A 19,125-nucleotide genomic window follows, 5' to 3' on the forward strand; every position below is an offset into this window, starting at 1 on the left:
GGATCAATGCAGGCCCGCAAACCGGGCCACGTCGTTGGAAAGGGCTAAAGCCATCATCAGCATCAGGATCAACGCACCTGCGCGCTGCAGTTGCGTTTGCCACCACTCCGAGACGGGGCGGCCGCTCAAACCCTCGAAAAGATAATACATCAGGTGTCCACCATCGAGCATGGGCAACGGCAAGAGGTTCAAGACGCCGAGGCTCACACTCACCAGCGCGAGGAAGCCAAGGTACTGCGTCAAGCCCAGTTTGGCCGACTGGCCGGCGTACTCAGCAATGGTCAGCGGGCCGCTGAGATTCTTCAGCGAGGCCTGCCCGATCAGCATGCGGCCGAACACCTTCAGGGTGGACCAGGACACTTCCCAGGTGCGCACGGCACCGCGCGCCAGACCGTCGAAAAAGCCGTAACGCAAATGCACCATTTGCGGCGCAGCGCCCACCATGGCTTCGATGCGGCCGATCTTGCGCTCGCCCTCGACCACCACTTTCGGCGTCACTTCAATCTCGATGAACTGGCCGGCGCGCTCTACACGCCAAGCCTGAACATGCGGCTGGCCATCGGCCGAAGCGGCGCGAATCAGCGCCCGCAGGCTGGCGGCATCGGCCACCTGCAGGCTGTCCACAGCCAGCACCCGATCGCCCTCGCGCAAGCCCGCTTGTGCGGCCGCGCCGCCGGCGCTGATGCGACCCAAGACCGCTTCGCTGAAGGGCCCACCCAGACCCAGCTTGGCGGCCAATGCAGCGTCCATCTCGGCGCCAGCCAACGATTCGGTGTCCAGCAGCAACTCACGCCGGCCATGGCCTTGGCCCTGGCTGACGCTCAAATGCAGCTTGTGGCCATGGGCCACGGCGGTGGCGACTTGCTCGTGCAGATCCAACAAGGAGCTAATGTCACGCCAGTCCTGCCCATCCGTGGACACCGACTGCACCCAGTCCCCTGCTCGCACGCCCGCACGCTCGGCCAGCGAGCCCGCCACCGGCGTGCCCAGCACGGCCTTTGGCACATCCATGCCGACCCAGTTGGCCGCGCCAAACAGGGCAATCGCCAGCAGCAAATTGGCCAGCGGACCGGCAGCCACAATCGCCACGCGCTGGCGCAGAGGTTTGCTATTGAAGGCCTGCGCACGCAGACCGGCATCGACCGGCGCTTCGCGCTCGTCCAGCATGCGCACATAGCCGCCGAGCGGGATGGCGCAGAGCGTGAACTCGGTAGCATCGGGCGTGGCCTGGCGGCGCCAGATGACGCGGCCAAAGCCCACCGAGAAACGCAAGACCTTCACCCCGCAGGCCTTGGCCACACGGTAGTGACCGTACTCATGCACGACGATCAGAATCGCCAGCGTGACCAGAAAGGCCAGCAAGGTACTCATGCAGACAGCCCGGCGATCAAACCTTGCGCATGGCGGCGCACACGCGCATCCAGGCCCAGCAAACCGTCAACGCTGGTCGATTCACCCGCCTCGGGTAGCAACTCATCCAGGCATTGCACATTGACGCGGTGAATCTGGTCAAAGCGCAAGCGCTTGTTCAAGAAAGCCTCAACCGCCTCCTCGTTGGCGGCATTCAGCACCGCTGTCGAACCCTCGGCCCCGCGCAGCGCGCGCCAAGACAGGAACAGGCCGGGGAAGCGCTTTTCATCGGCCTCCTCGAAGCTCAGCGCGCTGAGCTTGTCGAGTTCCAGGCGGCTGGCGCCGGCTTCAATGCGCTCAGGGAATGACAAGCCGTAGGCGATGGGCACGCGCATATCCGGTGTACCCATCTGGGCCAGCACCGACATATCACGGCACACCACCATCGAATGCACGATGCTTTGCGGATGGATGATGACGCGGATCTGCTCGGGCGCCAGATTGAAGAGCCAACGCGCTTCGATCACTTCGAGCGCCTTGTTCATCATGGTGGCGGAGTCGACCGAAATCTTGCGGCCCATCACCCAGTTCGGGTGCGCACAGGCTTGCTCGGGCGTGATCTCGGCCAGCGTGGCTGGGTCGCGTTGCCGGAAGGGGCCGCCGGACGCCGTCAGCACGATGTGATCGATGCGCTGCGCCCAGGTGGAGCGGTCCTCGGGCAGGCATTGGAAGATGGCTGAATGTTCGCTGTCGATCGGCAGCAAGGTGGCACCACCTTGCGCCACTGCCTGCATGAACAAGGCACCACCGACGACGATGGCCTCCTTATTGGCCAAGAGCAGGCGCTTGCCAGCTCGCGCGGCCGCCAGGCAAGGGGCCAGACCAGCGGCGCCAACGATGGCGCCCATCACCATGTCCACATCCGGGTGCGCGGCGATCTGGGCCAGGCTGTCGGCGCCATCCAGCACCTCGGTGGCACTGCCCTGCTCACGCAGCAGTTCGCGCAAACGCGCGGCGGGCACACGTTCGGGCATGACGGCAAAGCGCGGCTTCCAGCGCAGGCATTGCGCCAGCAGGTCTTCGACCCGGCTCATGGCCGACAGCGCAAACACCTCATAACGCTCGGGGTGCCGCGACAACACATCCAGGGTGTTGACGCCGATGGATCCGGTGGAGCCCAGCACACAGATGCGCTGGATTCTGGAGATTGGGTTCATGTGATGATCAAGCTCAAACTACTCAGTGCCATGGCCAGCGGAAACACCGGCAGCAAGGCGTCCACACGATCAAGCACGCCACCATGGCCGGGCAGCAGACGGCTGCTGTCCTTGGCACCCACGGCACGCTTGATCAGGGATTCAAACAAATCACCCACCACGCTCATGGCACTGAGCACCAGCAAGCTCAGCAAGCTGACGACCCAGCCCTGACGGGCCAGCAATTGGTAGAGGCTGGGTGAGTCCACGGTGAACTGCACCTCGATGACGTGCACCCACACAAAGGCCAGGATCAAGACGCCGATCATGCCGGACCATACGCCTTCCCAGCTCTTGCCGGGACTGATCGAGGGCGCCAGCTTGCGGCGGCCAAAGCTGCGGCCACCGAAATAGGCGGCCACATCGGCCATCCACACCAGGCAGAAAACAGACAAGAGGAAATTGATGCCGATGGCCTTGGCCTGCACCATGGCCATCCAGGCCGCCCACAGCGCCAGGGCGCCCAGGACCAGGCGCAGGGCGTGCGAGGCATGCGGCCAAGCCGTAGGCCCGCCACGCAAGGCAAATGCACCGCCCAGGACCCAGATCGAACTGGCCAGCCACCAGCACCAGATCGGTGGCGGCTCCAAGCCCAAACCAGCCAGGGTGGCGGCACAGGCCGCGGCCACCGCGCCGCCGAAAACCAGCGGCAGCAACCGCGACTCACCGGCGCGCGCATTCAAGCGGGCCCATTCCCAGCCCGCAGCGGCGATGAGGATCAGGGTCAGAACAGCAAAAGGCCAGCTGGATGCCGCAAACACGGCAGGCAACAAAACGGCCAACAGCACGAGGGCCGTGATGATGCGTTGCTTCAGCATTGAGGCCTTTGAATAAAGTTCAGACAGATGCGCTGACGGCAGGCTCAGGCTTGACGCCACCGAAACGCCGATCGCGCTCGCGGAAAGCTTCGATGGCCGCATCCAATTGCGCCTCGCCGAACTCGGGCCAGAGGCAGTCGGAGAAGACGAACTCGGTGTACGCCACCTGCCACAGCAGGAAGTTGCTGATGCGCACTTCCCCGCCGGTGCGGATGAAGAGATCCGGGTCCGGCGCATAGCTCATCGCCATGAATTCGCTCAGCTTGGCCTCGGTCAGCTCCTCGGGTGGCACGCCGGCTTGCATGGCGCCCTTGCAAGCCTGCACCACATCCCAACGGCCGCCGTAATTGAAGGCCACCGACAGCGTCAGCTTGGTGTTGTGCGCAGTGGCAGATTCAGCCTCATTCCAGGCATTGCGCAGCTTAGGTGAAACCGCATCGCGGTCACCCACAATGCGAATGCGCACGCCCATCGCCCCCATGCGCGCCAGATAGCGCGACACCGCCGCCAGTACCAAGCCCATCAGGCCGGAAACTTCGTCGGAGGGGCGCTTCCAGTTCTCGCTCGAGAAGGCAAAGACCGTGAGGTACTCGACCTCGCGGTCGATGCAGGCCTGCACCACTTTGACCAGGGCATCAACGCCCTGTTTGTGGCCGAAGAATCGGGGCAGGAAGCGCTTTTTGGCCCAGCGCCCATTGCCGTCCATGACGACGGCAATGTGGCGGGGCACGAGGGTCTGTTCGGAACTCACGCGCAGCGGGTCCGCTCAGACAGCCAGAATTTCGGCTTCTTTGGCCGCGATCAGGCGGTCGATTTCGGCGATCGTGCGGTCGGTGAGCTTTTGCGCATCGTCCAGGCTGCGGCGCTCGTCGTCTTCGCTGATCAGCTTGTCTTTGGTCAGCTTCTTGGCTTGCTCATTGGCGTCGCGGCGCAGATTGCGCACGGCCACCTTGGCGTCTTCACCGGCATTGCGCACGACCTTGGTCAGCTCGCGGCGGCGCTCTTCGTTGAGCGGCGGCACCGGCACGCGGATCAAATCGCCTTGCGAAGAGGGGTTCAGACCCAGATCGGACTCGCGAATCGCCTTCTCGATCTTGGCACCCATGCCTTTTTCCCAGGGCTGGACGCTGATGGTGCGCGCATCCAGCAAAGACACGTTAGCCACCTGGCTGATCGGCACCATGGAGCCGTAGTAATCGACACTGACTTGGTCCAGGATGCCGGGGTGGGCGCGGCCCACGCGAATCTTCACCAATTCGTTCTTGTAAGCTTCGATGGACTTGGCCATCTTCAATTCAGCGTTCTGCTTGATGTCTGCAATGCTCATGATGCTTCTCTGAATGTCTGATCAGTTCTAACGCCGGCAAGTACTTAAACGTGCACCAGCGTGCCTTCGTCTTCACCCATGACCACCCGCTTGAGCGAACCTGGCTTCAAGATGCTGAACACCCGGATCGGCAGCTTCTGGTCGCGGCACAGCGCGAAGGCGGTGGCATCCAGAACTTGCAGATTTTTGGTGATCGCCTCATCGAAGCTGATGCGTGCGTAGCGGGTCGCGGTCGGGTCCTTTTTCGGGTCGGCAGTGTAAACGCCGTCGACCTTGGTGGCCTTGAGCACAATCTCCACGCCCATCTCTGCGCCGCGCAGAGCAGCGGCCGTATCGGTCGTGAAGAAGGGATTGCCGGTACCGGCAGCAAACACCACGACCTTGCCCTCTTCCAGATACTGCAAAGCCTTGGGGCGCACATAGGGCTCAACCACCTGCTCGATGCCGATGGCCGACATCACACGTGCGGTGATGCCCTCCTGGCGCATGGTGTCAGCCAGGGCGAGCGAATTCATCACCGTGGCCAACATGCCCATGTAGTCGGCCGTCGCGCGATCCATGCCCACCGAGCCACCCGCCACACCGCGGAAGATATTGCCACCACCGATGACAACCGCCACCTCCACACCCAATTCCGTGACCTCGCGGATCTCTTGCACCATGCGCACGATGGTGGCGCGGTTGATGCCGAAGGCGTCATCGCCCATCAAAGCTTCGCCGGAGAGTTTGAGCAGAATTCGTTTGAGCGCGGGCATGTGTGACCTCTATGTGCTGCGTGTTGCTAAAAATATTCTTGGCGTGCCGCGCCGGATGACACCCTCCTTGTGGGATGGGCCACGCGTCAGCGCGGGCACAAGTGTAAAGGGCGCCAGAGGCGCCCTTTACACTGAGGAGGCTTAAGCCCCCTTGGCGGCAGCCACTTGCGCGGCCACCTCGGCGGCGAAGTCGTCCACCTTCTTCTCAATGCCTTCGCCCACAACGAACAGCGTGAAGCTCTTCACCGTGGTGGCTTTTTCCTTCAGCATCTGCTCGACGGTCTGCTTGTCGTTCTTCACGAAGCTTTGGTTCAGCAGCGAAACTTCCTTCAGGAACTTTTGCACCGAGCCTTCAACCATCTTGGCGACGATGTCGGCAGGCTTGCCAGACTCAGCAGCCTTCTCGGCAGCGATCTTGCGCTCTTTCTCGACCAACTCGGCCGACACTTCGGCCGACGACAGAGCGGCCGGCTTCATGGCGGCAACGTGCATGGCGACGTCCTTGGCGGCGACTTCGTCACCGTCGAACTCAACCATCACGCCGATGCGTGTGCCGTGCAGGTAGGAAACCACCTTGCCGCCAGCGCTGTACAGCTTGATGCGGCGCAGCGACATGTTTTCGCCGATCTTGCCGACCAGACCACGGCGCACATCTTCCACCGTCGGGCCGAAGCCTTCTTGCGACAGAGGCAAAGCAGCCAGAGCAGCCACATCGGCCACGCCATGCTCAGCAGCCAGCGAAGCGCAGGCGTTGGCGAAGGCCAGGAACGCATCGTTCTTGGTGACGAAGTCGGTTTCGCAGTTCACTTCCAGCAAGGCGCCGGTGGTGCCCACAACAGCAGCAGCAACCACGCCTTCGGCGGTCACGCGCGAAGCAGCCTTGCCAGCCTTGTTACCCAGCTTGACGCGCAGGATTTCTTCAGCACGGACCAGATCGCCTTCGGCTTCGGTCAGGGCCTTCTTGCACTCCATCATCGGAGCGTCGGTACGAGCGCGCAGCTCAGCAACCATGCTTGCGGTAATAACAGCCATTTTGATTCTCCGGTTTCATGAGCCCTCGCGCTTGTTCAGCGACAGCTCGTTGACATCCAATTTTTCTGAAAAAAAGGGGCTGAATCAGCCCCTTTTGGTCGTGGCGTTAGGAGCCAAAGACGCGATTAAGCGCCTTCGCTCACTTCCACGAACTCGTCGCCAGCGGGGGCTTGAGCGTGCACGACTTCGTTGCCAGCATTGGCACGGCCTTCCAGTACGGCGTCAGCGACGGCGCGGGCGTACAGAGCCACGGCCTTGGCCGAGTCATCGTTACCAGGAATGACGTAGTCGATGCCTTCGGGCGAGTGGTTGGTGTCAACCACGCCGATGACAGGGATGCCCAGCTTCTTGGCTTCGGCAACGGCGATCTTGTGGAAGCCCACGTCGATCACGAAGATGGCGTCGGGCAAGCCGGCCATGTCCTGGATGCCGCCGATGTCTTTTTCCAGCTTAGCCAAGTCACGCTGGAACATCAGCGCTTCTTTCTTGATCGCAGGCTGGGTACCAGCTTCGACCTGAGCTTGCATGTCCTTCAGGTTCTTCAGCGAAGCCTTGACCGTCTTGAAGTTGGTCATCATGCCACCCAACCAACGCTGGTCGACATAAGGCATGCCGGCGCGCTGAGCTTCCAGAGCGATGACTTCACGAGCTTGGCGCTTGGTGCCAACCATCATGATGGTGCCGCGCTTGGAGGCCAGGTTGCGAACGAACTTCATCGCCTCTTCGAACGCAGGCAGCGTCTTCTCGAGGTTGATGATGTGGATCTTGTTGCGATGGCCGTAGATGTAGGGGGCCATCTTGGGATGCCAAAAACGTGTTTGGTGACCAAAGTGGACGCCGGCTTCCAGCATCTCGCGCATAGTGACGGACATTTTTATTACTCCGAAGGTTGTGTCTAAAATCCGGCTCGAATTGCTCTGCAATACTTCTGAGACAAAGCACTTGGCTTTGACTGAACAGCAGCAACACCTCTCGAATAGCCGGTTTGCGATTTATTTCGCCAATCAGCGACCGAACATTCTTGTTCGAGCCACCCGGCAAAACCCAAAGATTATACACGACTTATGCCCAACGACCTGAGCAGCGCCCCGCAGCGCATGCGAGAAGGCCGACTGCGAGCCCTTCGATTCACCGCCATTCAGGCCCTTAGCCAGGGCCAAGCACCTGCCAAAACTAGGCGGGGACACTGAGCATGCGCATCGCCATCATCGGCGCCGGCATTGCCGGCGTCACCACCGCGTTTGAACTCAGCGCACGCGGCCACCAGGTCACCGTTTTCGATCGCTGCGGCAGCGTCGCCGCCGAAGGCAGCTTTGCCAACGCCGGCATCGTTGCACCCGCACTCGCCCTGCCCTGGACCATGCCCGGCTGGCCCAGCCTGGGCGCTGGCCGCAGCTTCGGCTGGCAATGGCAGCGCCGCCGCGCGACCCAAGACAAGAACGCGGCAGCTGCGCACGAGAACTTGTTCAAGCTCGCCCAATTCAGCCTGCAGCGCCTGCAAACCCTGCGACGCAGCTTGAAACTGGACTTCGAGCGCGCCGAGGGCCAGCTGGTACTTCTGCGCACTGAGCGCGAGCTCAAACAGATTCAGCCCGGGCTGGACCGGCTGGCGCAGTTCGGCCTCAGCGCCAAGTTGCTCAGCGCCGAGGAATGCCGCGCCGTCGAGCCCGGCCTGAACCCCGATCAAGCCCTGCATGGCGGCATCCACCTAGCGCAAGCCGAGGTCGGCAATTGCCGTCAGTTTGCTCACCAGATACGAGTGGCCGCCCAACGCTTGGGCACACAGTTCCGTTTCCACACCACCGTGCGCAGCATCAGTCCCGGCACACCCGCGCAACTGGTGCACGAATACACGCCGCCCACTGAGCAGCCCGGCCCCAGCACCCGCTACGCCGAGAGCAAAGACGCCGCCGACACCCATCCTGCGCCACATAGCCCGCAGCAAGACAGCTTCGATGCCATCGTGGTTTGCGCCGGCACCGGTGCGGCCGCGTTGCTGCAACCCCTGGGCATCAAGCTTGCCCTGGCCACCTTGCACGGCAGCTCGCTCACCGCACTATTGCGGCAGCTGGAAGCCCACCCGGATCTGGGGCCGCGCGCAGGGCTGTTCGACCAGGCCACCGGCATCAGCATCAGCCGAATCGGCCAGCGCATCCGCCTGTGCCAGAGCGGTGAATTCGACGCCAGCCCACGCATACGCCCTGCGGCGCTGACGCAAATGCACAAGGTGCTGGACGACTGGTTCCCCGGCGCCATGCAAGCCGGTCAACTACAGCAGTGGCGCGGCAGCCAGGTGCATCTGCCCGATGGCCTACCCCTGCTGGGCCAGAGCGGGCGCAGCGGGGTTTGGCTCAATCTCGCCCATGAACCCAGCGCCATGCTGAGCTGGACCCTGGCCTGCGGCGCCGCCAGCGTCATCAGCAGCCAGATCAGCGGCGATCAAGCCGGCGCCGATATTCCAGCCACCACAGGGCTGGAGTTGAGTCGCCTGGCGGCTTAGGGGCCAGGGGCCTGATGGCTCGACGGAAATAAGGCTCACAATCCAGCTGTGATCCATCTCAACAAGCCGCTACACACCCTGCCCTTGTTCATGGCCGCCAGCGCCCGCGCCATGGAGGCGCGCGCCCTGGCCCAGAAAGCCAGCCCAAGCTTGATGGAGCGCGCCGGGCTGGGCCTGGCCAAGCTGGCACTGGCCCTGCAGCCAGATGCCGCTCGCGCCTTCTGGGTCGTCTGCGGCCCCGGCAATAACGGCGGCGACGGTTTGGTGGCTGCGCGCCTGCTGCACGCTCATGGCCGGCGCGTCCGGATCAGCCTGATCCCAAGCACCAAGCACACACCCGCCGACGCGCAAACGGCGCTGCTGGCTGCGCAAGCGGCTGGCGTGCCAATCACGCGAGACCTGACCCCGCCCGACGATAGCGGCCTGGCCATCGATGCGCTGCTGGGCCTGGGCACCGATCGCGCGCCGAGCGGCGCCATCGCCACAGCCATTCAGGCGCTCAATCAGTTGAGCGCGCCCGTGCTGGCGGTGGACCTGCCCAGCGGCCTGGCACCCGACAGCGGCAGTTGCTACGCCGACCTGGTGGTGCGGGCCCAGCACACGCTTTGCTTACTGAGCCTGAAGCCCGGCTTATTCACCGGCGCCGGCCGCGCCTGCTGCGGCGAAATCTGGTTCGACGCCTTGGGCGTGCCACCCGACCAGCCCGACGCCCGAATGATCGGCCTCGATTGCCTGCGCGATTGGACACGCCCCGCCAGCCACAAGCAGCACAAAGGCAGCCAAGGCGATGTGCTGGCGATTGGCGGCGCACCGGGCCTGCGCGGCGCCCTGCGCTTGGCAGCACGAGCCGCATTGGCCGCAGGCGCCGGCAGGGTGTACGCCTGCCCGCTGGACCCCACACGCGAAACCGCGCCATTGAACGAGCTGGACACCCAAGCCCCTGAGCTGATGCAACTAAGCCTCAGCCGGCTTGGCGAGCCCAGCACATGGGCCGGGCGCACCGTGCTGTGCGGCTGCGGTGGCGGCCAAGAAGTGGCGGCAACGCTGCCCACCGTACTGACGCAGGCCGAGCGACTGGTGCTGGACGCGGATGCGCTCAATGCCATCGCGGCCGATCCCAACCTTCAATCGCAACTGCAGCAAAGAGCCGCGCGCCAACAGGCAACACTGCTGACACCTCACCCGCTCGAGGCCGCACGCTTGCTGGGCTGCGACACCAAGACCGTACAGGCGGACCGACTGGCCGCCGCCCAGCAGCTCGCCGATCGATTTGAGAGTTATGTCGTTCTGAAGGGCTCGGGCACCGTCATCACGGCACCATCGCAGATGCAGCAGAAGCCGCTCATTAATTCCAGTGGCAGCGCCGCTCTGGCCACCGCCGGCACCGGCGATGTTTTGGCCGGCTGGCTGGCTGGGCTATGGGCGCAGGCGCCTCAGCAAGATCCCCAAGCCCTGGCGGCAGCCGCCGTGCATTGGCACGGACTCGCCGGGCAAAGCCAAGCCCTGGGGCCGATGCGCGCAGGGGCGCTTGTGGAACGGATGCATGCCATGCGCTCGCGCTTTGCCGAGGACTGAGCCAGGCAAGACTTGCCGGCAGCACCTGCCACCAACGCCAACGCCAAGCAATGCTGCCCGCAAAGGGCAGCATCATTGGCACCAGCGCGGAGTGCACAGCGGCACCCCAAAAAACGCTCAGCGCCGCTTACGAGCGCGCGGTTCAGCCGCAGCCGCCGCTGGTTTGGCGGCACCCTTTCGCGCCCCACTACGCCCATCATTGCGAGCCTCCGCGCGCGCTGCCTTGACCGGATGCGCCGGGCTAGCCATGGCCTGCGAGGGGCCGGACTTGCGGCGCGCCGGCTTGGCCGAGCGCTTGCCCGATGACTTGACCTCGCGGTCATGCCGGCGCACTTCTTCCAAGGCCTCTGCCGCGCTCATGGTGCCGCGCGTTGGCGCCGCAGCGCCAGCCTTGTCACGCTGTGCGCGCGCCACCAGCTTGGCCTCTTCGCTGTCGTTGATCAGGCGGAAATCGATCTTGCGCGCATCCAGATCGACGCGGCTGACCTGCACCTGCACGCGGGCGCCGGTGGCGTAGCGCAGGCCGGTGCGCTCGCCGCGCAACTCCTGCCGCACTTCGTCGAACTTGAAGTATTCGCCACCCAACTCGGTGATGTGAATCATGCCCTCGACGTAGAGCGCGTCGAGTTGCACGAACAGACCGAAGCTGGCCACGGCGCTGACGGTACCAGCGAACTCTTCACCCAAATGCTCGCGCATATAGCGGCACTTGAGCCAGGCCTCGACATCACGCGAGGCCTCGTCGGCGCGGCGCTCGTTGGCGCTGCAATGGGCGCCAACGACTTCCCAGCGTTCGATCTCGGTGGAGGCCTTGGCGGGATCGATGGGCTGGGCACGCCCCGGCCGCTTGGTCGGCATCGGCACATTCATCTTGCCAGCATCGAGGTGATAGCGCTTGTTCGCCAGAATCGACTTGATGACCCGGTGCACCAGCAGGTCGGGATAACGCCGAATCGGGCTCGTGAAGTGCGTGTAAGCCTCGTAGCTCAGGCCAAAGTGACCCGCATTGGCCGAGGTGTACATGGCCTGCTGCATGGAGCGCAATAGCATCGAGTGGATCTGGGTCGAGTCAACGCGATCCTTGGTGGCCGCGGCAATGGCCTGGTACTCCTTGGGCTTGGGATCATCACCAATGCTCAGGCCAAGACCCAGGGCGCGCAGATAGGCCTGCAAGGCCACGCGCTTCTCAGGCGTCGGGCCTTCGTGGACACGGAAGAGCGAGCCATGCTTGGCATCGGCAATGAAGTCAGCGGCGCAGACGTTGGCCGCCAGCATCGCCTCTTCGATCAGCTTATGCGCCTCGTTACGGGTGCGCGGGATGATCTTCTCGATGCGACCGTTATCGTCACAGACGATTTGCGTCTCAGTCGTGTCGAAGTCAATCGCACCGCGGCGGCCACGCTCGGCCAGCAAGGCGCGATAGACCTCATGCAAATGCAGCAGATGCGGCACCAGATCGCGCCGCTTGGCAGCCTCTGGGCCATGGGTATTACCCAGAATCGCCGCTACCTCGTTGTAGGTGAAGCGGGCGTGCGAGCAGATCACCGCAGGGTAGAACTGATATGCCTGCACCTCACCGCTTTCGCTGACCAGCATGTCGCAGACCATCGAGAGCCGGTCTTCATTCGGGTTGAGCGAGCACAGGCCGTTGGACAATTTTTCCGGCAACATCGGAATGACGCGGCGCGGGAAGTAGACCGAGGTGGCGCGCTCGTAAGCATCACCGTCCAGCGGGTCACCCGGCTTGACGTAGTGGCTCACATCCGCAATAGCCACCAGCAAGCGCCAGCCGCTGAAGGCGGTCTTGCCGCGGCCCTGCTTGTGCGGCTCACAGAACACGGCGTCATCGAAGTCGCGCGCATCTTCACCGTCGATGGTGACCAAGGGCACGTCACGCAGGTCGATGCGGCCCTTCAAATCGATGGCACGCAGCTTCTCGGGCAGCTTGGCAGCTTGCGCCAGGGTCTCGGCGCTGAAGCGATGCGGCACATCGTATTTACGCACCGCGATCTCGATCTCCATGCCGGGATCATCGATCTCACCCAAGACCTCCACCACACGGCCCACCGGCTGCGAATACAGCGAAGGCGGCTCGATCAATTCGACCGCCACCACCTGCCCGGCAGTGGCATTGGCCGTGCCGTTCTTGGGGATCAGGATGTCCTGGCCCATGCGCTTGTCTTCGGGCGCCACCAGCCAGATACCCGACTCCAGCAGCAGGCGGCCGATGATGGGCTTCTTCTTGCGCTCGAGAATCTCCAGCACCTTGCCCTCGGGGCGGCCGCGTTTGTCGTAGCGGGTGATGCGCACGCGCAGGCGGTCGCCATGCATGACGGCATGCATCTCCTGCTGCGGCAGATAGACGTCCTGCAGGCCCTCGTCGGGGATCAAAAAGCCATGCCCGTCGCGATGACCTTGCAGGGTGCCGTCGACTTCGCTAAGCAGGCTGGCACCTTCTTGCGGGGACTGACTTGCGTTCTTAAAGTTTTTGATGATAGAATCCTTGTCTTTCCTGAAACGTTAAAACAATTTCTGAAAAGAAGCTGTTTTAAACCTTGCCCAGGTGGCGGAATTGGTAGACGCACTAGTTTCAGGTACTAGCGGGTAACTCCGTGGAGGTTCGAGTCCTCTCCTGGGCACCAAATTTTTCAAAAGCCAACGCTGATGCGTTGGCTTTTGTTTTTGTTGGAACTGTTTTTGATGGCCGCGAACATGCGGCCATTTTGCTTTGTGTCCGCGCCTTTGCCAGGCGAAACAACGATGCAGGCGCAAATTTTTCTTGAGCACCCCGCAATAAACAACAAGCCGACGGCACTTGCGTGCGGTCGGCTTGTTTGTCATTGCTGAAGAACAAAAGCGTGGGGCGCTCTAGTTCAGACGACGAATTTCTTGGCCAGGGCGTCCGGGCGCATATCGTCGTATTCCTCGAAGGGCTGATGGATCCAGGGGCTGGTATCCAGCATCTCGACGTAATAGTCCGGCGTGTAGCTCGACACACCCTTGGTCCAGATCACCGCCGAGCGCAGCTCGCTGATCGAAGGCATGCCACGCAGGCGCTCGACCACGGCCTTGAGCGTAACGCCCGAATCCGCCAAGTCATCCACCAACAGCACGCGGCCAGCCAACTCGCCCTTGGGCATGGTGATGTATTTGGCGATGTCCAGGCGGCCCTGGATGGTGCCAGCTTCGGCGCGGTAAGAGCTGGTGGACATGATGCCCAGCGGCTTATCGAACACGCGCGAGAGCACGTCGCCGGGGCGCATGCCGCCACGGGCCAGGCAAAGAATCTGGTCAAACTCCCAGCCGGAGGCGTGGATCTTCAGCGCCAAGCGCTCGGTGAGCATGTGGTACTCATCCCAGGACACGTACAAGTGCTTGCCGTCGTCGGTCAACATGATGGGGGAACTCCTGTAAATCTAGTGAATGCGGATCAGGCGACGGCGCCCACATAGGGGTGACGCAGCAGAATCGTGTGTTCGCGGTCGGGGCCGGTGGAGACCATGTCTATCGGCGCGCCGATGACTTCCTTGATGCGCTCGAGGTAACGGCGCGCATTGACGGGCAGCTTGTCCCATTCAGTGACGCCGAAGGTGGTTTCGGTCCAGCCGGGGAAGGTTTCGTAGACCGGCACGCAGGCCGCGATCTCATCGCCGTCCAGGGGCAGGATGTCAAACTGGCGGCCATCCATCTCGTAGCCCACACACATCTTGATCTCACTCAGGCCGTCCAGCACGTCGAGCTTGGTGATGCACAAGCCAGTGATGCCGTTGATGATGACCGAACGCTTCAGCGCAGCGGCATCAAACCAGCCGCAACGGCGAGCCCGACCAGTGACCGTGCCACGCTCTTGGCCGACAGTGGCGAGGTGATAGCCCACCGTGCCTTCTTTTTCCCACTCCAGCTCCGTCGGGAACGGGCCCGAACCCACGCGGGTGGTGTAGGCCTTGGTGATGCCCAGCATGTAGTGCAGCATTTGCGGGCCAACGCCGGCGCCAGCGGCGGCATTGCCGGCCACGCAGTTGCTCGAGGTCACATAGGGGTAGGTGCCGTGGTCGATATCCAGCAGCGTGCCTTGCGCGCCTTCGAACAAGATGTTGGCGCCTGCCAGGTGAGCCTTGTGGATCATGTAACCCACATCGGCCATCATCGGCTTGATCAGCTCGGCCATCTTCATGGCTTGATCGAAGATGGGCTGGAATTCCAGCGCCGTCGAATTCAGATAACCCGACAAAGCGAAGTTGTGCAACTCCAGCAATTCACGCAGCTTCTTGGCGAAGCGCTCGGGGTGCTTCAGGTCCTGCACGCGCAGAGCGCGGCGCGCCACCTTGTCTTCGTAGGCCGGGCCAATGCCCTTGCCAGTGGTGCCGATCTTGCCGCTGCCGCTGCTTTCACGCAGGGCTTCGCGAGCCTTGTCCACTTCCACATGGAAGGGCAGGATCAGCGGGCAGGACTCGCTGATGAAGAGGCGCGAACGCACTTCCACACCGGCCTTTTCCAAGCGCTCGATCTCGCTCAGCAAGTGGGTGGGATCCACCACCACACCATTGCCGATATAGCAGGCCACGCCGTCGCGCATGATGCCCGAGGGGATCAGTTGCAAGGCCGTTTTCACGCCCTTGATGACCAAGGTGTGGCCGGCGTTGTGGCCGCCCTGGAAGCGCACCACGCCTTGGGCGTGATCGGTCATCCAGTCAACAACCTTGCCCTTGCCTTCGTCACCCCATTGGGTGCCAACCACCACCACATTGCGGCCGCGGGAGATTTCGCTATTCATCTTGCTCATTCCGATGATCAAAAAAATTAGGTCAGGTCAGCAGCGCAGCTTTTCAAAGCGCGCGTGCCACCCACTGTTGGTCGACCAGCACCAATTCGCGGTCGCAATCAAATTCGTCACCCTCGTGCTCATGGCCGGGCAATATGCACACCACGGTCTCACCCGCTTCGCGCAGGCGACGCACCGCAGCACGCAGGCTGGCATCTTCACCCCAGGGCGCCCGCACAGCGGCACGCAAGGGGCTGCTGGGCGTCAGGGCCACCAGCGTCTTCAAATCCAGGCTGAAGCCCACCGCCGGACGGCGGCGACCGAACACCGCGCCCACCTCGTCGTAACGGCCGCCGCGCAGCACGGCATCGCTGGAGCCTTGAGCATAGAGCGCAAAGCGCACGCCGCTGTAGTAGGCATAGCCAGTCAGGTCGGCCAGATCGAAGCTCAGGCGCATCTCGGGATGCGTCAGCTGCAAATGCTTGGCCAGCCATTGCAAGTCATTGAGGGCCGCGGTGATCTCGGGGTGCGCAGGCAAGCTCGCTCGCGCACGCTCCAAAACCTCCACGCCGCCATACAAAGACAGCAGGGTTTGCAGACCCTGCAACACCGTGGCAGGCAACTGCGCCGACATGGCTTGCACAGCCGGCGCATCCTTGGTGGCGAGTGCCGTCACCAGGTTTTGCAAATCGGCCGGCTTGAGCTTCACATCACCCAAGACGCCGCGCACCAGACGGGCATCGCCCAAGTCCAAGGTGGCGCCTTGCAGGCCAGCACGACGCACGACTTCAAGCGCCATCTCCTGCACTTCCAGGTCAGCTTCCAGGCCGGCATGGCCATAGATTTCAGCGCCGAACTGCAATGGCTCGCGTGTGGCATGCAGGCCAGCCGGGCGGGTGTGCACCACCGGGCCGCAGTAGCACAAGCGGGTCACGCCGGCTCGGTTGAGCAAATGCGCATCAATGCGCGCAACTTGTGGGGTGGTGTCGGCGCGCAGACCCAAGGAGCGGCCTGACAACTGATCGACCAGTTTGAAGGTCTTCAGATCGAGCTCATGGCCGGCGCCGGAGAGCAAGGATTCCAGATGCTCCAGCAGCGGCGGCATGACCAACTCACAGCCGTAGGTGCGCGCCATGTCCAGCAACTCACGCCGCATCTCTTCGATACGACGCGCCTGGGAGGGCAGAACGTCAGCAAGATGCTCGGGTAGCAACCAAGCAGAGGCCATGTGAATTTTCGCCAGCGGTTAAAAACGGCATTGTACCGGCCCAAAGGCCAGATTCACTGCCAGACCAGTGCCAGCAACAGGGCTCCCGCCAAAATGCTTGACAAACCGACGAAGCGAATCTGCCCGTCCGTCATGCCCAACATACGAGCGAACACCTGACGCCACAGGGTCGGATTGATCAAGGGCAACAGGCCCTCGATCACCAACATCAGCGCCAAGGCACCGAAGATCAGATCGGTCGACACCTCGGGCTTAAGGCTTATTTACGCGGCGCAGGTGCAGGTGCGGCGTTGGCGCCAGCGCCACGCATGGCCTTGAAGAAGTCACTGCTGGGGTCCAGCACCATCACGTCCGACTTGTTGCGGAAGGTGTTGCGATAGGCTTCCAGCGAGCGATAGAACTGGGCGAATTGCGGGTCACGGCCGAAGGACTCGGCGTAGATCGCCGACGCCTTGGCATCACCCTCACCCTTGATCTTTTGCGCATCGCGATAGGCCTCCGCCACGATCACTTCACGCTGGCGGTCGGCATCGGCGCGAACCTTTTCGCCTTCAGCACCACCGGTAGAACGTGCCTCATTGGCCACGCGCAGACGCTCGGACTTCATGCGGTTGTAGACCGAATCAGTGATGTTGGCAGCGAAGTCCACGCGCTTGATGCGCACGTCCAGAATCTCGATACCGAACTGCTTGGCTTCGTCCACCAGACGGGCGCGCACATCGTTCATCACCTTCTCGCGCTCGGTGGCCAATACGGCCAGCACGGTGCGCTTGGTGACTTCTTCGTTGAAGGCCGCCTGCACCACCGGGCTCAGTCGGTTTTCAACGTTACGCATATTGGCGCCGTTGTTGCGGATGAACTGACGCGGCTCGGCCACGCGCCACTTCACCAGCCAGTCGATCACCAAGCTTTTCTTTTCAGCGGTAAAGATAGGGCGCGACTCAGGGCTGTCCAGCGTTTGCACACGGCGATCCAGGAAGACCACGTTTTGCAGCGGCGGCGGCATCTTGAATTTGAGGCCAGGCTCGGTGACGACTTCCTTGATTTCACCGAGTGAGTAGACGACGGCAAACTGGCGCTGATCCAGGATGAACAGCATGGAGCTGGCCACCATGAAAGCAACCAGAGCACCCGCGACGATGGCGGCAATACGATTCATGTCTTTATCTCCCGGCTCTAATCAGCGGCCGTCACGGCTACGCAGGCCGTCACGTGATCTCAGGTCATTGGCGCCAGTGCTGGGCGCCGGGCTCTCGGTAGCTGGGCTCACCACGACCGGTGGCGACACCGTCACATTGCCCGCACCCGTCTGCTGAATCAGCTTATCAAGCGGCAAGTAAAGCAGGTTCGAGCCGCTGCGGCTGTCCACCATCACCTTGCTGACATTCGAGTAGACCTGCTGCATGGTGTCGATGTAGAGGCGGTCACGCGTCACCGCGGGGGCCTTTTGGTATTCAGCCAGCACGCTCTTGAAGCGCTGCGCATCACCTTCGGCTTGCGCCACGACGCGGGATTTGTAGCCCTCGGCTTCTTCCATCAAGCGCGCCGACGTACCTTGCGCCTTGGGAATCACATCGTTGGCATAGGCCTGGCCTTCGTTCTTCAGGCGCTCGCGGTCGGCGCCGGCCTTGAAGGCATCGTCAAACGCCGCCTGCACTTGCTCGGGCGGAGCCACGTTCTGCACATTGACGCTCTTGACCAGGATGCCGGACTTCAGGCGATCCAACTGCGCTTGCACCGATTGCACCAACTCAACAGCAATCGCATCGCGCTGCTCGTAAAGCACCGAATCCATCTTGCTCTTGCCGACGATCTCGCGCACGGCCGACTCGGCCGCCAGCACCACGGCTTCATCGGGATTGCGGTTCTCGAACAGATAGTCACGCGCATTCTTCAGCACGTACTGCACGGTGAAGCGGATGTCGACGATGTTCTCGTCCTGGGTCAGCATCGACGAATCGCGCAGGCCAGAAGAAGGCACCACGATCGCGCGCCCCACTTCCACTTGCTGCAGCTGGGTGACCGAGATCACCTCCACCGCTTGGAAGGGGTAAGGCAGGCGCCACTGGAAGCCAGCCTCGACCGTCTTGCTGTACTTGCCGAAGGACGTGACCACGCCTTGCTGACCTTCTTGCACGATGAAGAAGCCGCTGCCCAGCCAACCCAGCACCACCACACCCGCGATCAGCGCCGCGCCGATGCCGGCGCTCTTCATATCGGGCTGGAAGTTGGGGCTGTTGTTGCCGTTGTTGTTATTGCCACCGGGCTTGTCATTGCCACCGTTGCCGCCACCGAACATGCCGGACAACTTCTTGTTGAAGTCACGCCACAACTCGTCCAAATCGGGCGGGCCGTCATTGCGGCCATTGTTCAGCAAGCGCCCTTCTTGCCAGCCGCGCGGCATCAGCTTGAAGGCGGCGCCGGCGATCAAGGCCTGGGCGGCGAGTGCAAGGGCTTTGACTTGCCCACCCGGGGTGGTCGTCAGCGGCCGCGCACGGCTCACGGGCTCAAAGGTATTCATG

At 62.7% G+C, this 19,125-nt stretch carries 17 protein-coding genes and 1 tRNA gene; 3 read left to right on the top strand and 15 right to left on the bottom strand.

Annotated elements, in window-relative coordinates; translation table 11 throughout:
* Nucleotides 1-3 precede the first annotated feature (3 nt).
* The 8 genes from rseP to rpsB all read right to left on the bottom strand — a co-directional run bounded on the left by rseP (nt 4) and on the right by rpsB (nt 7,410).
* Entirely contained in the window at nt 4-1,371 is a 1,368-nt protein-coding gene (gene rseP / locus AABB87_RS14140) for an RIP metalloprotease RseP (protein ID WP_341971830.1), read from the bottom strand.
* A complete protein-coding gene (locus tag AABB87_RS14145) occupies nt 1,368-2,567 on the bottom strand; it encodes a 1-deoxy-D-xylulose-5-phosphate reductoisomerase (RefSeq protein ID WP_341971831.1) in 1,200 nt (399 codons plus the stop codon). Before AABB87_RS14145 ends, rseP begins: the two co-directional genes overlap by 4 nt.
* Entirely contained in the window at nt 2,564-3,424 is an 861-nt protein-coding gene (locus tag AABB87_RS14150) for a phosphatidate cytidylyltransferase (RefSeq protein ID WP_341971832.1), read from the bottom strand. Before AABB87_RS14150 ends, AABB87_RS14145 begins: the two co-directional genes overlap by 4 nt.
* Before the next feature lie 19 nt (nt 3,425-3,443).
* Nucleotides 3,444-4,175: a polyprenyl diphosphate synthase gene (gene uppS, locus AABB87_RS14155; protein ID WP_058720373.1), complete on the bottom strand. Its 732-nt coding sequence runs from the start codon at nt 4,173-4,175 to the stop codon at nt 3,444-3,446.
* A gap of 15 nt (nt 4,176-4,190) precedes the next feature.
* Nucleotides 4,191-4,751, bottom strand: coding sequence for a ribosome recycling factor (gene frr, locus AABB87_RS14160; protein WP_058720374.1), 561 nt, complete (start codon nt 4,749-4,751; stop codon nt 4,191-4,193).
* Nucleotides 4,752-4,795: 44 nt separating this feature from the next.
* On the bottom strand, nt 4,796-5,506 hold the full coding sequence (pyrH, locus tag AABB87_RS14165; protein ID WP_058720375.1) for a UMP kinase: 711 nt from the start codon (nt 5,504-5,506) through the stop codon (nt 4,796-4,798).
* 141 nt (nt 5,507-5,647) lie between these two features.
* On the bottom strand, nt 5,648-6,538 hold the full coding sequence (gene tsf, locus AABB87_RS14170) for a translation elongation factor Ts (RefSeq protein ID WP_058720376.1): 891 nt from the start codon (nt 6,536-6,538) through the stop codon (nt 5,648-5,650).
* 125 nt (nt 6,539-6,663) lie between these two features.
* Nucleotides 6,664-7,410, bottom strand: a complete 747-nt coding sequence (rpsB, locus tag AABB87_RS14175) for a 30S ribosomal protein S2 (protein WP_058720377.1) — start codon at nt 7,408-7,410, stop codon at nt 6,664-6,666.
* 320 nt (nt 7,411-7,730) lie between these two features.
* Here rpsB and AABB87_RS14180 point away from each other — a divergent pair, with 320 nt between their 5' ends.
* A complete protein-coding gene (locus tag AABB87_RS14180; protein ID WP_341971833.1) occupies nt 7,731-9,038 on the top strand; it encodes an FAD-dependent oxidoreductase in 1,308 nt (435 codons plus the stop codon).
* A gap of 48 nt (nt 9,039-9,086) precedes the next feature.
* Nucleotides 9,087-10,613, top strand: a complete 1,527-nt coding sequence (locus AABB87_RS14185; RefSeq protein ID WP_341971834.1) for an NAD(P)H-hydrate dehydratase — start codon at nt 9,087-9,089, stop codon at nt 10,611-10,613.
* Nucleotides 10,614-10,730: 117 nt separating this feature from the next.
* Here AABB87_RS14185 and rnr read toward each other — a convergent pair whose 3' ends face one another.
* Nucleotides 10,731-13,058, bottom strand: a complete 2,328-nt coding sequence (rnr, locus tag AABB87_RS14190; protein WP_445944873.1) for a ribonuclease R — start codon at nt 13,056-13,058, stop codon at nt 10,731-10,733.
* A gap of 112 nt (nt 13,059-13,170) precedes the next feature.
* Between rnr and AABB87_RS14195 the strand changes: the two genes are divergently transcribed.
* Nucleotides 13,171-13,255: transfer RNA gene (locus AABB87_RS14195), tRNA-Leu, on the top strand.
* Between the two features lie 231 nt (nt 13,256-13,486).
* On the opposite strand, the gene AABB87_RS14200 is transcribed toward AABB87_RS14195, so the two are convergent.
* The 6 genes from AABB87_RS14200 to hflK are packed head-to-tail and all read right to left on the bottom strand — an operon-like array spanning nt 13,487 to nt 19,124.
* On the bottom strand, nt 13,487-14,008 hold the full coding sequence (locus AABB87_RS14200) for a phosphoribosyltransferase (protein WP_058720380.1): 522 nt from the start codon (nt 14,006-14,008) through the stop codon (nt 13,487-13,489).
* Between the two features lie 35 nt (nt 14,009-14,043).
* Nucleotides 14,044-15,387 carry an adenylosuccinate synthase gene (locus AABB87_RS14205; RefSeq protein WP_058722294.1) on the bottom strand — a complete coding sequence of 448 codons (1,344 nt, stop codon included), beginning with the start codon at nt 15,385-15,387 and terminating at the stop codon, nt 14,044-14,046.
* Nucleotides 15,388-15,439: 52 nt separating this feature from the next.
* Nucleotides 15,440-16,603, bottom strand: a complete 1,164-nt coding sequence (locus AABB87_RS14210) for an ATP phosphoribosyltransferase regulatory subunit (RefSeq protein ID WP_341971835.1) — start codon at nt 16,601-16,603, stop codon at nt 15,440-15,442.
* A gap of 53 nt (nt 16,604-16,656) precedes the next feature.
* Complete coding sequence (locus AABB87_RS14215; protein WP_058720382.1) at nt 16,657-16,848, bottom strand: DUF2065 domain-containing protein; 192 nt, start codon at nt 16,846-16,848, stop codon at nt 16,657-16,659.
* Nucleotides 16,849-16,862: 14 nt separating this feature from the next.
* Complete coding sequence (gene hflC / locus AABB87_RS14220; protein ID WP_341971836.1) at nt 16,863-17,762, bottom strand: protease modulator HflC; 900 nt, start codon at nt 17,760-17,762, stop codon at nt 16,863-16,865.
* A 21-nt stretch (nt 17,763-17,783) separates the two neighbouring features.
* Complete coding sequence (hflK, locus tag AABB87_RS14225) at nt 17,784-19,124, bottom strand: FtsH protease activity modulator HflK (protein ID WP_445944874.1); 1,341 nt, start codon at nt 19,122-19,124, stop codon at nt 17,784-17,786.
* Nucleotide 19,125: the final 1 nt, after the last annotated feature.

The sequence above is a fragment of the Roseateles sp. PN1 genome (genome assembly GCF_038419725.1).
Classification (GTDB): domain Bacteria; phylum Pseudomonadota; class Gammaproteobacteria; order Burkholderiales; family Burkholderiaceae_C; genus Paucibacter_A.